We start from the raw sequence: 14,231 nt of genomic DNA on the forward strand, positions 1-14,231 counted from the left end.
GCCAATGGGTGTGCCTCTCCGCTCGCTGCCCCTGCAGAACCGATAGCCAGGCATTTGAGAAAGTCCAGGGATAGAAAGGGAATGGTATGACCCTAACCGAGCGCTTCTTCTATGGCCTTTTCCACCAGCTCTGGCGTCAATTTGAACCATTCTGTTGCACTGAAGGATCGTCCGTCTGGGCCCGTCACCCTCAGAGCGACGTGATACGTTCGAAGCGCCCGGTGGATAAGCTGTTCAGCTTCCTTCGCCGAGTGCCCCACCAATTCGAACGTTACCAGAATGTCCACCGGTGCAAACAAGAACGTGGCCTGCGTTTCAGCATGCGCGATGCGATCCTCAACTGCTCCCGATGTGGTACCCACCTTCAGCAGCCCCTGAACTTCGGGTTTGTCCGATCGGGAACGCAGCACGTAAACGAAGCCAGTCCGCGCGCCCTCGAACAGTGGACCGGTATTTGTGCTACCGATGCGTCGCGCATCCTTATCTTCGTAGAGCCGCCGCACAAGCGATGACATGAGCAGGTTCGATTCTGTTCCGTTATCGAAAATGACGCGCAGGCGAGCGTCCGGCTTGCCGTTGCGCCGATGCTCGTCGCGAAGGTCCGCAACATGGACGAGCTGCCCCTTGAGAACGAAGAACTCGCCCAGCTCGACGCGCTCCTGCCGAAAAGGCTGGGGTCTGCGCGTCCCTTCGTCGACAGCCTTGCGTATGCTATCAAACAGCGGCTCGAAACGTTCGAAATCCGAGCATGGGCGCCGGTCGGCGACGAAGTCAGGTCGTGCCATCGGCTTCAGTTCGTCGCGCACCTCGAAGATATCGAGGCCGTCGGAAAGCAACGGATCATCGAGAGGATCGACGCCGGTCGCCCCACCGAATACAAGGTGACGCGTGTCGTAAGATGCGAGCCCGTCCAAGTCCGCTTTCGAAGCCCGCAGCCCGGCTAGTTCATTGGCAAGCATGCGTTCTCGTACAATGCGCCCTGGCTCAGAGACCGGCTCGACACCCGTCTCATCTACAAAGGCGTTGATGCGCTCGATTACCTCGATGGCACGGGCGAGGAGGGGCGTTCGCGCTGCCTTAGGCTTTTCGTCAGGTGTGAGTAGAAGTTCGTCGGTGAGATAGTCGATCTTCTCAGGCATCGATCTGTCCTACGTCCGCGCCCACCATGGCAGCACGTTTCTCCCGCGAAAGTTTGCGCATGAAGGCCAGCGCTTCTGCCAGCCTGACTTCGCGACCATTGGGAGAATTCAGGTTGGGTTCGCGACCCTCGCGCTGGATGAATTCCTTGATGCGGGGATAGAGCTTTTCAGCCTCATCCTGCGTCATGCTTACCTTCAACGCACGAACCTCACCGTGAAGGCGCGCGAGCAACTCCTCAGAGAGTTCCTTGGACAGCAGCTCGTAAGCATCATCAAAGTCGCGCCGACCGCTGAGTAAATCAACCTGCAATTCCCGCACGTTTATGAACCGCTTGGCTTGCTGCACAAACCTGTCGCCGGAGCTCGATGCCCTCGGGGCATTCTCGTCAGTGCCATTGTCTGGCCCGGCAAAGAGAGACTGCTCTCCCTCGGACATGCCGGGCGTCTGGATAATGCTCGGGTCCTTAGCGACTTCGCGGCCCAGTCCGGCGCGCACGCCGAAGAGGCCCACCGTGTCACGGACCTGATCATCTGAGAAGCTTGGATACCGTTTCTTGATAACGTCCGTGACCACAAGGTCGTACATCACGTCCGTGTGGTGATCGTCGGGGTTGATCATGACCGTCAACGTGCGTGGGTCATTCTGCACATCTGCAAACAGGTCATTGAAGTCGTTTTCGATCGCCTCGACGGCCTTCTCGTCTATTTCCGGCATGCCGACGATTTCGATCTCGCCCGCATTTGTCACCTGCTCCAGCTTCGACACGTCGCTGGGCGAGCCGTCGAATTGGTCCGCACCTTTGTGCGTGCGAAACTTGAAGACCGGCGCCATTACCTGCTCCATCAGCAGCGATACCGATATGGCTTTGAGCATATCGTTGACGGCGCGGCTGACTGCCTCGTCCTTTGCGAAGGGGGCGGAAACTAGGTTGGTGAACTGCGCCTGCCTCTTTCCGGGTGCATCCCGCGTCGCTCGACCGATGATCTGTACCACTTCGGTCAGCGAGCCTCGGTATCCGACCGTGAGCACGTGCTCGCACCACACCCAGTCGAAGCCCTCCTTGGCCATGCCGAGCGCGATGATGATGTCGATGTCGTCGCGTTCTTTTACCGCGCGAAGGCTCGCCAGCACCTTCTCTCGATCGGCGCTGTCGTCCACGAGGTTCGCGATCTTCAGTGTATAGCCGCCGGCCGTGAGATGCACAAAGCCGGTCGCGGAGTCGACACTGGTATTGGGTGTCTTGCCCAAGCGATCGCCAATCGCATCCACGATAGCGTCCACCGCGAACATTTTGTTGACCCCGCTGCCCTCGGCTGAGCCAACATGAGGGATATGCACGATCGTCTTCATGTGCGGGTCGAGGGCATCGCCAATCGCATCTAGGTATTTGCCCTGGTAGAAGCGGAAGTTGATCCGCAAAGTCTTCAGGTACTCATAGCCATTGAGTTGTTCGTAGTAGGTGTAGATTACCTTCTCGAAACGGGCCTCGTCCTGCGGATGGAGCACTGCTGTGCCGTCACCACGGAAGTACGACCCAGTCATGGCGAGGATATGCGCAGCGTCAGGCCCGGCCTCGCCGGCACGGTCGACTAAACCGCGTAGCAGGTTGCCGAGCCTACTGTTCTCGTCCGAGGAAGCGTGGTGCAGTTCGTCCACACAGACGAGCGCACGGTCAAACAAGGTCACGTCGTCGGTCTTGGCATAGGCGGCGCGCAGGGTAGAGTGGGTGCACAGCGCAGTTTGCCCGCCGCTCTCGCCGCGCAGGAACCCGATCAACTCCTCCACCTTACGGCCCGTCTCGGAGCCTATGGTGCAGAGATCGAGGTCAAGTCGCCAGTCCGAGTGAAAACCACCTCCCGCAAGGCCTGTGTCTCGGAATGAGGCGCCGATGGATCGCTCGGGCACCGCGATTACCACGCGGTCGACCGCTGCGGTGCGCAGCTTCTCCAACCCCACGAACATTGCCGCACGCGACTTGCCTGAGGCAGGTGGCGACTTCACCAATAGATGCTGCGCGTCCCGCTTGTCCCATACCCGGGCCTGCATGGCACGCATGCCGAGATGGTTTGTCGTCTTGGATGCGCCCGTACCATCATAATTGAGCGTGATGGAGCCGAGACCGTTCTCGCCCGCCTTGTTCCCCGCCTCGCTCATACGTTCACCTCCTCGTTGATGCTGGACGACTTCTCTTTCCCCGCAGCCATTCGCTCGTAAAGTTGTAACATGTGTTCGATCCGGTCGGCATCCGAGCGGTACCGACGTGAGCCAAAGATGATCTCCATTGTCTCGTCCAACTCTTCGTGGGCGCGCCGCAGTGCATGTGGCATCTTGGTGGGGACGTAAAGCTCACCGAGGGAACGGCCGAAACCCGCTTCTTTACGCGCCTCGTCGATTGCCCACCAGTGCTCTTCCAACTCCGCCTTTCGGCGTTCTGAAAGGGACGGCAGCGGGAAGGTGTTCCATACGAGAGTATTCGAGTAACGTGGGTCCTCTTTCAGACGTCCGCCCACTGTTTCCAGCCAAAGTCGATGCATACGCGAGGATAAAACGGCAGCCTGCCAAATATCACCGTCGAAAATGCCAAAGGCAAGATTTGAAACGACATTGCTTGCGTCCTTCACGTCTACGGGAAGCCAATGACGGTCCTCGCTCGCTGCTCCCGGTACCATGATTGTATGCGACGTCGCAGCGCCAGCTCGTTGCAGGAAGCGATGAGGCCTGTCCGCGAACGCCTTGGAGATGTCGGAAGCATCCTCCTTGGAGCGGTCGCGAGACACAGCTTCGAACCGTCGCGCCAGCTCTGGGATAGCTTTGGCTTCATTGACCTGGTCATCCGCCACCCAGAGACAATACCGCTCTATACCCTTCATCAACTCCTGAGAGCCGTATAGCCGCCGCACGAATCTCGCCGCACTCGCGTGCACCTCCAGTAGCGCGTCGCGTTCGTTGCGATCCATAATCAGATTGCCGCCATCGGTAGGCTTATTGCCAAACACCATGGCGTCAAGGTCCGGTGCGAGCGGCTTGCTGGCCTTGGCCACGATCACAGTAGTGCCGGGCGCGAGGTAGGGGCCTATTACGTCCACATCGCGCACAGTGTCGCCATCGAAAAGGCGCTTGGCGGCAGCGACGGGCGGCCCCATCCCGATAATCACGCAAGTCACGCCCGCATTGTGGGCGGCGAGGTTGGACCACTTGAATGAACGATGGGCAAAACGAATTTCGAGGTCTTTCAGCAGGTGGGGCCAAAGCTCAGGCACCTGCACGCCCTGCACGATCGAGTTGGTCGTCACGAAGGCGAAGGGCGCGCTAGCGGCCAGAGCATAGTCACGCGCTTTCGCAAACCAGAGCGTCACGTAGTCGAGATTGCCCCAGTTCTTGACCCTGCCCTTGAACACGCGTGCCATGTCGGCCTTCTGCTCGGGCGACCAGTAGGATGAGCCGCGGAACTGCGGGTTCCCTACCACAAAGGTTTCTGCTCCTGCATCGAGGGGGCAAACCTTTAGCCAATCGATCTCGGCCGCGTTGCCCTTCACAATCACTCCAGCCTTCTGAAGCGGCAGGAAGTCAGTGCGCTGGCCCAGGTCCAATTCCAGCTGCTGGTCGCACTGGTACTTTGCGATCCACAAGCCTAATCGTGCTGCCTGGCACGCGAAGTCGTCGATCTCAATTCCGAAGAATTGCTCCAGCGCAATGCCCGAAAGGCGCGGCATGGCGAGGCGGCGCAAGGCTTCAGTTTCCAGAGTCCGCAGCTCCTTGTAAGCAAGGATCAGGAAGTTGGCAGAGCCGCAGGCTGGGTCAAACACCCGGATGCGGCCGAGGCGATCGAGGAAATCGCGCAGGCGCCCCTTGTTCGCTCCGGCTCGCTCTAGCTCTGCGTGAAGCGGATCAAGCAAGATGGGTTCCAGCACCTTCATGATGTTGGCAGGCGAGGTGTAGTGCATTCCCAGTTCGCCGCGCTTCTCCACGTCGACGACGGCCTGAAGCATGGAGCCGAAGATGTCAGGATTGATGAGCTTCCAATTCAGCCCTGCACAGTCCAGCAGCAGCTTGCGGCAACGCCCATCCAACGCTGGCATTGGCACGTCTTCTTCGAACAAGGAGCCGTTTACATACTTCAGCTTGGACCAAGGACGCGTCTCTGACGATCGCTTCTCTGGCGGTGTGTCCATGTACTTGAAGGCGCTCTCCAGAAACGCGGCAAGGTCACTGCCGTCCACTTTCGACTGCCGCATAGCGGTCTCAAATACGTCCTTGTCGAAGATGCCGACATCGTCCGAGAACAGGCAAAACAGAATACGCGCCATGAAGATATTGAGCGCGTGGCGATCCGCTTCCGTCGCCCAGCCGAGATTGGCATCGCGCACCGCGTCATGGAAGCGCGAGATGAAGCGCGTCGCCCGCACGTCGGCCATGCGCTCCTTTTTCGGAACGTATCTCTCGTGCCCACCAAGCGGGAAAAAAACGTCGCCCTCCAGCGAGAGCATATCGAGGCCAACGCGCAGCGGCTCCTCGTCGAATTTCGGGCTCGTATCATAGGCAGCGATCCTCTCGCCGTCATAGGCGAGGAGTATGCGCGGACGACGTCCTTTTGGCGAAGCCTCAGCCTCTGCACGCATCCGATCCAGCGCCGCGTCCGCTCCTCCCGGTCCGGTGGCTTCGAAGCGGAGCATTCGTGCCCACAAGAATGCCCCGTCTTTTGCAGTATCGCGCAGTTTCGTGATCGTAGCACGCGGCGCGCCTACTGCCTCCATCAACGCCAAACCGAATTCGCCTCCTGATGGAGGTTTCGCGGCGAGGTCGTCAAGATTGGAGTATATTTCCCCCGGGGTCAGCATGTTCTTCGAACTCGTTCCTAGCCTAATTGCACTTCGCGAATCGGTCGCGTACCCCCGCCGAATCGATTGACGACCGGTGCCGGAACTTCTTCCATTTTGAGATTAGTGCATTCTTCCGCAGCACTCGACCAGTCAACAGCTAATCGCAGGCGCGGTGGGTCCATCACTTATGTTTCGGGCCGCTCGACCTCATCGTTCATCTGCTGCCGATCTTCGCAGCTAATTTCGGCCGCCACCGCCGGCCCCGTTGCGGGCAAACGTGCAGCTTTGCCACCCTATCCTATCCAAGAATGTCGGCGGCGATTAGAGCAAGTTCGCTAGGCCGCAGCCCAGCGGTTCGGAAGCGACGAATGTTGCACTCCACCATATTAGTTGTTGAAGTTCCGACTCCAGTAAGGCTGCAAGTCAGGATGGCAGGCGGCAGACCCCAGCACTTCCGCACGATATCTCTCCATTGAATGGCCCTCGATGAACTTGCCGAAGGTCAGCACACTGATCCACTTCAAGAACGGCCACCAGTCAAAGGGTGTCTGATCGTAAAAGGGTTCCCCGTCCGGGTACCGCTGCTGCCGAAAATTCTCGTAGCCAATCATCGAAGGAGGCACACGCGGGACGAAGTCTGCAGACCGCCTTATGGCAAAGGACTGACTGAGGAACACGGTGCCGTCGCGCCATACCGCGCGCGGCGCGCCGAAGATGTAGCAGTCGCCAGGGTCGCGCCACATCGACTGCAGCATGTCCGGTACAAGGTCGCCACGCAGTTGAAGGATAGCAGCGATCGCACCACCTAGTGAATGGCCACTCAGATAGATCCGTCGCAAACTTGCGCTTCTCCGGTGTCCTGCAATAGCGGCCTTGAGTTTGGTCGCAAGCAGCGCCGTTTCGGACAGGAAGCCTGAATGAAAAAACATCGGAAGGTTCGCCTCGCGGCTGCGTCGGGGCCAGATGCGCGCATTTAGCGCCCAGTCATAGGCGCCGACCGTACCCCTCACGCCAATCCAAAGCTCCGACCCAGCAAGCAGGCCGACCGCTACGAACCTACGCGTTCTGACAATGATTGGATCGGCGAAGTCGAGTCCGGTGAATGCGGCGACGATGTCAAACCCGCCTTCCAACTGGACGAGACGCTGATACACCAATGAGGGAACGATGGTGGCACGTTCGACGTTGGCTCGGTCCTCGTTGCCGATCGCGCAGTATGCCAGGTGCGCAACAACCGCCATGGCCGCACTGCGTACCTGAGAAAAGGTACCGAGCGGGTGCGAGCGCGATTGGTTGATCAGCAGGTACAGAGGCCGCCCGACGCTCTCTACGCATTCTTTGCTGGCGGTCCTAATCATCATGCACCTCCATGACATCCGAACCATGCACTATTCCGACGTGAAGATAAGTTACATGGCTTTCGAGATTCGCCGGCATACAATGGCGGTGCATGGCTGACATGAAGTCGGTTGCGGAACGCCGCTCGTTGCTGACAGCAGCGGACCGTCCGCTGATGCCCACCAGATCGCCCCCAGACATTCCGCCAGCCCCCAGCCCCCCCCACCGCCACTTCCGACCCTCCCGCGAGGCCTTGAAGGCGGCTTCGATGCAGGCGACGACATGCATGCCTCGGCGGTTACGGGCGGGGTGGTGCGGATGGCCGAGACGAAGGCCTGCCACTGCCGCCCGCGACCAGCGACCCGATCGAGTTTTCGACCGGCTGCCATTTCCGTTCGCGGCCGCGCGTCACGCCCTTGGAGAAATCGACAGTCAGCACCCCGCAATCGAAGGCCAGTTCGTCGCCCGAGATGAAGGCGCCGTCGGCGTAACCGATGCTGGCGGTTGCCTGCCATCCAGAGCTTGACCATGCGAGCCATGACGCATGCCCCACCCCTGCTCGTCGATCAGCTGCCGTGCCGCGAGACAAGGCAAAGCGCATGGTCTTCCACCGCGGGGCCGTGAAGCGGTGTGGCGAAGGAGGCGCTGACGATCCTGCCCGATCGATGCCGGGTCACAGCTGCGCTAGTCTCTGGATCCAGCCATGTGCAATGGCTGTGCACCACCCGCCAGCACAGCGGAGAGCTCTGCCGCCTCCAGCGGTGGCGACAGCAGGTAGCCCTGGAATTCATGGCAGTGCATGGCCATCAGGCGCTCTTTCTGCGCCTCCGTCTCGACACCCTCGGCGGTGACGCGGATCTCCAGTGCCAGTGCCAGGTCGACAAGGGCCTTGACGATTGCCGCGGCACTGTCGTCGCTGCCGATGGTCTGGATGAAGGAGCGGTCGATCTTCAGCTTGTCGATACGATGATGCCTGAGATAGCTGATCGCCGAATAGCCCGTGCCAAAATCATCCAGTGCGACGACTATGCCCGTCGCGCGCAGCGCGCCGAGCACGCTGCGGGTCGTGTCGTTGTTGGCCAACAGCACGCTTTCGGTGATCTCGAGCTGCAGGCGCGATGGCGTCAGGCCAGTTTCCTCGAGCAGCCGCGCCAGGCGTTCGGGAAAGCTTTTGTCGCGCAGCTGAAGCGGCGACACATTGACCGCCACCCAGGGCAACGTGCTGGTGGCGGCAAAACGCGCGGCTTGCCGCAGCACATAGTCGCCAAGCAGCCCGATCATGCCCCGCTCTTCGGCGAGTGCCACCAGATTGCCCGGCGGCAGTGCCCCGTGGATGGGGTGCGCCCAGCGCAGCAGCGCCTCGGCGCCGACGATGGTCTGGCAGTCGCCGGCATAGATCGGCTGGTAGGTCAGCCTGATCTGGTCGCCTGACGTCAGCGCCTCGCGCAACTCGCTTTCGATGCGGCGCTTGCGCAGCAGGATTTCGTCCATGTCGCCGGCAAACACCTGGTAGCGGCCGCGGCCATTCTTCTTGGCCTCGTAAAGGGCAATGTCGGCCTTGCGCAGCAGGTCGTCAGGATCGGCTCCGACATCGGGGGAAAGGGCAATGCCGATGCTGGTGCTGACAAAGACCTGGTCGTCGGCCAGCTGGAACGGGATGGAAAACTGCGCCAGCATGATGTCGCAGAAGTCTTCGGCATTGCGCGCGTCCTTGACGCCGCTCAGGATGATGGCAAATTCGTCGCCGCCCAGCCGTGCCACGGTATCGATCTCGCGCACCGACTGCACCAGCCGCACCGCGGTCTGGCGCACGAGTTCGTCGCCGGCGGGATGGCCGAGCGTGTCGTTGATATGCTTGAAGCGATCGAGATCGACATAGAGCAGTGCCACGCGGCCTTTGTCCCGGTCGGCATTGACCAGGGCCCGTCGCAGCCGATCCTCGAACAGCGCGCGGTTGGGCAGCCCTGTCAACGTATCGTGGAAGGCCAGATAGCGCGCCTTGTCCTGGCTGATCTGCAACTCGCCGGAGGCGCGGCGCAGCCGGCGCAACAGATAGATCAGCACCGCAGCCGATATCGCCATGGCGCCAAACAGCGCCGGCACGGCTTCGCGGACAAGACTGCTGCCCGGGCGCGCCGGCTGCCATCCGACATAGCCCAGGATCACGCCATTGGTGCCGATCAGCGGGACGGTGGCGTCGGTGATTGTCTGGGTCAGGCGGGGCAGGACATGGAGGTTTTTCAGCTGGTATCGGCTGGCAATCCTGCCTGTCAGGGCATCGTCGATGAACTGCACGGCGACGTGGACGAATTCGCTGCCGGGCGACTGGGCGACCCGATCCGAACTTGGAACCAGCGGCATGACGCTGAGCATCGCCGGCCTGTCGCCGATCGTGACGAGGTCTTCGGCGGCGGCTTTACCGGCTGTGTCTTCTGATCCGGCACTGCCGGCCAGCACTTGCCTGATGCGGCCAACGACGGGCAGGATCGCATTGCGGTCCTCCGAAAAGACGTCCGCCGCCAATGTCTGGCCATCGCGCATGGCATGAACCGGCTGGTCGTGATCGTCGAGCACATAGACGCGGTCATGGCCATAGTAGGAATACATCCAGGCGCCGAGGTTTTCGGTCATCCATTGCTGGTTGCCCGATTTGGCGTAAGTGAGGGCATCGTCCCAGACGGCGACGCTTTCCTGCTCGCGCCTGAGGGCCTCGCCTTCTTCCTTCAGGCCGTTGACCACGAAGGTGCGCTCAGTGTCGAGGGCTGTGCGATCGACCTGCAGGGTGGCAAGCAATCCGAAGCCTGCCGCCAGGCCCAGGCCCAGAACGGCAAGCGCCAACACCGTCAGCGTCACTTGAAAGGTCAGCGGTCGGGGGTGGCTCTGTACGACCATGGCGTCCGCAGGCTATTGATCCGCCTGCCTATATCAGCATCGACTTAACATAACGTTAGGTCAGCGACTCCAGGGCCAAAGGCCTCCCGGTTCGGCCGCCGAGACACGTGCGGCCTGACATCTTGGCGGCGGCTTGACGGCCCGGCCGAACGGCAAGGCCGGTCAGGCCACAGTCGAGAAGAAATGCCGGCAGCCCCTGCCCCACGACCATGTCGAACGGCACCGTTTTACTTGCGGGCGTGCGTCCAACGAGCTGTCGTCCAACACCAGGCCGATTGTTCTCTTGGCTCAGCTCAGAACAATGTAATGCAAAGCCGCTCCCGAGATGGCAAACTGTTTCCTGGGACAGGCTTTGGGGGATCAGGATGCATGCGTCGATGAGCGAGAAGCTGGCCAGCTACGGCCAGTGGACCTATCGCGGTGCCTGGGCGCTGGAAATCGCCGCGGCGACGATCGGCCTGGCTACCGGCCTTGCCCTTGGTCTGCAGGCGTTTTCCGCCAGCCAGACCGCAACCGCCATGGACCTGACGCTTGCCAGCGCGCCGTTTTTCATGGTCGCGATCGCCGAACTGACCAAGATCCCGATCGCCACCTTGCTGTTCAGCGCCTCCTGGCTGTGGAAGCCGGTGATCCTGGCGTTTCTGCTCGTGCTCGCCGCCATCACCTTCGAGACGGTGTTCATGGGGCTCGAGCGGGCAGCCACGCTGCGCCAGCTTCAGTATGAGGAGCTTGCCAACAGGATCGATCAGCTCAGGGCGGAAGCCAGCGAACTGGCCGCCGCCGACGAGCTCGCCCGGAAGACCGATCGTGTCGCCGACGCCAAGTCGGTGATGGACGAGACGGTGGCGCAGGCCGATCGCGAGCTTGCGGCGATCCAGGCCGAGATCGAGGACGTCAAGACCGAACTTCTGGCAACCACGGCACTGACGCCGGCGGCAGCAGCCGTTCGCGACCAGATCAACGAAAAGGAGCAGGCCAGGGCTGCCCTGCTCGCGCAACGGGACAGGGAGGCCAAGGAAGCCGGCGACGGTTTCGAACGCCAGCGCGACAGCTTCGACAAACGCATCGCCATGGCCCGCAGCGCCGGCGACACCGACTCGGCGCGCCGGCTGGAGGCGGAGGTCGCCAAGCTGGCCAATCCGCGGCCGCGCATCATCGCCAAGTTCGACCAGACGATCGAGCCGCTCGATGGCGATCTCAACCGCCTCAGGGCGGAGTTCGATCGTCTCCGCGCCTCCGGTCCTGCGATGACGGCAGCGCAGCGCAACAAGCTGACCGACCAGAAGGACGGGCTCGAACGTCTCTACGCCAGCACCGCGTCGGACTGGCAGGCGCGCAAGGATGACGCGCGCGAGCGCTGGGCCCATGCCCAGGAGGCGGAAGCAAACGAAGCCAGGACCGCGGCGGCCAATCAGCTGCGGCAGGACGCCATCGCCACGCAGATCGTCGCCGATGAAAAGCAGCGTATCCCGATCGCCAGGACCGACCAGGTCCGGCGCATTGCCGGGCGCTGGTATGGCGTGAAGCCGGAAGAGGTCTCAGAAAGCCAGGCCGGCAGCGTGTCGGTCATCTGGTTCGGCTCGCTGGCGCTGATCGCCGCCCTTGCCGGGCCGATCACGGCGATGGTGGCGCTTGGCCTGCAGCGAATCGCGGCGCGCGCCGAACATCGGGTCGAAGGCAGGCTGTCGCGGCTCATCCGCACCCTGCTGCTCAAATGGCGCTGGCGCCGGACCCGCACAATCACCGTGCCGGTCGAGGTTCCCGTCGATCGCGAAGTCGAAAAGCGCGTCGAGGTGCCGGTCGAAAGGGTGGTCAAGGAGATCCTCTATGTTCCGCTTCTGACCGACGATCCCGACGCCCTGCGCAAGGCATTGGACGCGGACCTGCCGTCCGATGTCGCGGAACTGGTCAAGATCTCGGCCAGGAACCGGGTTGCGGCCAGGAACGGGGTTGCGGACACGGTCTCGGCAGAGAATGGGGCCTCGGCAACCGACGGGGTTACGGCAACCGACGGCGTCTCGGCAACGGACGGTGTCTGGGCAAAGAATGGGCGGCGGCGGCGTGCAAGTTCGACATAACACCCAGCTTCTGGAACAGGCGGTCAACCTGCTGGTCAAGCGTTCGGCCATCCCGACGCTCGAGGCGCAAGCCGCCGCTCAGGACAGGATCGCACGCGCCACCGGCTTCCGCCGGCTGGCGACGGGCGGCGCCATCGCCATCGCCGCGATCGGCATCGGCATCGGCGTGTCGCTGCTCTGGCCTGCCGCGACGCCTGTGGCCACCGACTTCGGTGCCCCGTCCCAGGCGGAAACGGCACAGGCCGAGCTGCCCCCGGCCGACACGCCCAGACCAGCCGACCCCGCGCAGGAAATCCCGATCCCGACCGAGAGGCCCGCCCCGCCGGAAGCGTCAGCCCCGCCGGAGCTGCCTGCCCCGCCGGAGGCGCCCGGAGAGCCTGACGTCGCCACCGTCAACTACACCAAGTTTCTCAATGTCGACGTGCCGTTGTTGGGCGAGACCTGGAAACTGACGTCGGGCCATTATTTCAAGGACGAGAAAGACCAGAGCTGGGACAATGCCTGGTGTTACACGCGTAAGGTCGTCAACGGCATCGACGTCAACATCGACCTTGCCGCCCGGCTGTCGCCGACCGCCCGGCCCCAGGCGCCGCTGTCGCCGGCTCCGACCCTTGCCTCCGCCGGCCTGGACGACGCCCAGGCTGTCGCGCTCGCCAGCCATTGCCCCTGGCTGGACGAGGCAAAATTCGCCAGCGCCGACTTCCAGCCCAGCTTCGCAAAAAGCCGGGAAATGGAGGCAGTGCAGGAGTTCGTGACCCGGGATGGCTGGGATGCGCTGGGCAACGACATGCTCAGTGTACCGATCAGGAACGTCTCCTTCGACCAGTGCCAGGCCCGCTGCAAGGACGACAGCAAGTGCCTCGCCGTGACCTACAACAAGAAATACCGCGCCTGTTTCCTCAAGTCGGACGCCTCGATCCTGGTCAGGAGCGATGAAGCGATGATGGCCGCGCGCAAGGTCCTGGAACCCTCCATCACGTTTTCGACCCTGGTGTTTGCCAGCGACACGGTGGTCGTCGGCCAATCCTATGCCAGCGCTGTGGCGGATCATACCGGCTGTGTCCTGGCCTGCGCCAAGGAACAGGCCTGCGCCGGCTTCAACTTCGATTCCAAGAACAGGATGTGTTCGCTGATGAGCAGCGCGGAGTCGTCATCGCCCTTTCGGGGGGTAAAATCAGGCCTGAAGGCCTCGAACTGACGGCGCGGCCGTGACATTGCAGCCGTGCCCGGACGTCTCAGAACGCCTGCTCATTCTTCCACCCGCGCCACATTCCTCACCCTCACGGCATGGATCCCAGGGTCGCCGCGTCGCTTCGCTCCTGCTCCGCCCTAGGATGACGAAGCGAGAGGCCGCTCGCGGCAACCGGCTCTAAGCCCGCGACGACGCCCCCGCCCGAAGACGCCCCCGCCCTTCGTCATCCTAGGGCAAAGCAGGAGCGAAGCTCCGTCGCGGCGACCCTGGAATCCATGCCGTGAAGGTGAGGAATGCCGAGAGGGCAGAAGAAAGATCACCTGTTTGCTCGCCTGAACACAGTTGCCATGCCGTGCGGGTGAGGAGCGTGATGCAGGTGGAAGAAAGAGCAGGCCTGAACCGCCTGTGCGCTGCCGACAGGTCACGGCATGGATCCCAGGGTCTCCGCGTCGCTGCGCTCCTGCTCCGCCCTGGGATGACGAAGCGGAGAGGCCGCTCGCGGCAACCGGCTCTAAGCCCGCGAAGACGCCCCCGCCCGAAGACGCCCCCGCCCTTCGTCATCCTAGGGCGAAGCAGGAGCGCAGCTCCGTCGCGGCGACCCTGGGATGACGAAGCGGAGAGGCCGCTCGCGGCAACCGGCTCTAAGCCCGCGACGACGCCCCCGCCCTTCGTCATCCTAGGGCGAAGCAGGAGCGAAGCTCCGTCGCGGCGACCCTGGGATCCATGCCGTGAGGGTGAGGAATGTCGAGAGGGCAGAAGAAAGATCACCTG

The 14,231-nt window shown here is 62.2% G+C and carries 7 protein-coding genes and 1 pseudogene; 2 read left to right on the forward strand and 6 right to left on the reverse strand.

From position 1 onward, the window contains the following. Positions 1-92: 92 nt before the first annotated feature. The 6 genes and pseudogenes from DY201_RS19795 to DY201_RS19820 all read right to left on the reverse strand — a co-directional run bounded on the left by DY201_RS19795 (position 93) and on the right by DY201_RS19820 (position 10,190). Complete coding sequence (locus DY201_RS19795; RefSeq protein WP_115732680.1) at positions 93-1,139, reverse strand: GIY-YIG nuclease family protein; 1,047 nt, start codon at positions 1,137-1,139, stop codon at positions 93-95. Continuing rightward, on the reverse strand, positions 1,132-3,294 hold the full coding sequence (locus tag DY201_RS19800; RefSeq protein WP_115732681.1) for a DEAD/DEAH box helicase: 2,163 nt from the start codon (positions 3,292-3,294) through the stop codon (positions 1,132-1,134). The genes DY201_RS19795 and DY201_RS19800 overlap by 8 nt, the downstream gene beginning before the upstream one ends. Beyond that, positions 3,291-5,978, reverse strand: coding sequence for a DNA methyltransferase (locus DY201_RS19805; RefSeq protein ID WP_115732682.1), 2,688 nt, complete (start codon positions 5,976-5,978; stop codon positions 3,291-3,293). Before DY201_RS19805 ends, DY201_RS19800 begins: the two co-directional genes overlap by 4 nt. Positions 5,979-6,346: 368 nt before the next feature. After that, positions 6,347-7,321: a lipase family protein gene (locus DY201_RS19810; RefSeq protein ID WP_165915774.1), complete on the reverse strand. Its 975-nt coding sequence runs from the start codon at positions 7,319-7,321 to the stop codon at positions 6,347-6,349. 208 nt (positions 7,322-7,529) lie between these two features. Then, a pseudogene (locus DY201_RS29915) lies at positions 7,530-7,800 on the reverse strand (Gfo/Idh/MocA family protein); the annotation flags it as partial. A 182-nt stretch (positions 7,801-7,982) separates the two neighbouring features. Next, entirely contained in the window at positions 7,983-10,190 is a 2,208-nt protein-coding gene (locus tag DY201_RS19820) for a putative bifunctional diguanylate cyclase/phosphodiesterase (RefSeq protein WP_115732684.1), read from the reverse strand. Positions 10,191-10,567: 377 nt separating this feature from the next. Between DY201_RS19820 and DY201_RS19825 the strand changes: the two genes are divergently transcribed. Then, on the forward strand, positions 10,568-12,268 hold the full coding sequence (locus DY201_RS19825) for a coiled-coil domain-containing protein (protein ID WP_131922171.1): 1,701 nt from the start codon (positions 10,568-10,570) through the stop codon (positions 12,266-12,268). After that, positions 12,252-13,466 (forward strand): PAN/Apple domain-containing protein, encoded by a 1,215-nt coding sequence (locus tag DY201_RS19830; RefSeq protein ID WP_131922173.1) that lies wholly within the window; start codon positions 12,252-12,254, stop codon positions 13,464-13,466. Before DY201_RS19825 ends, DY201_RS19830 begins: the two co-directional genes overlap by 17 nt. Positions 13,467-14,231 lie beyond the last annotated feature (765 nt).

The organism is Aminobacter aminovorans (assembly GCF_900445235.1).
In the GTDB taxonomy this organism is placed as follows: domain Bacteria; phylum Pseudomonadota; class Alphaproteobacteria; order Rhizobiales; family Rhizobiaceae; genus Aminobacter; species Aminobacter aminovorans.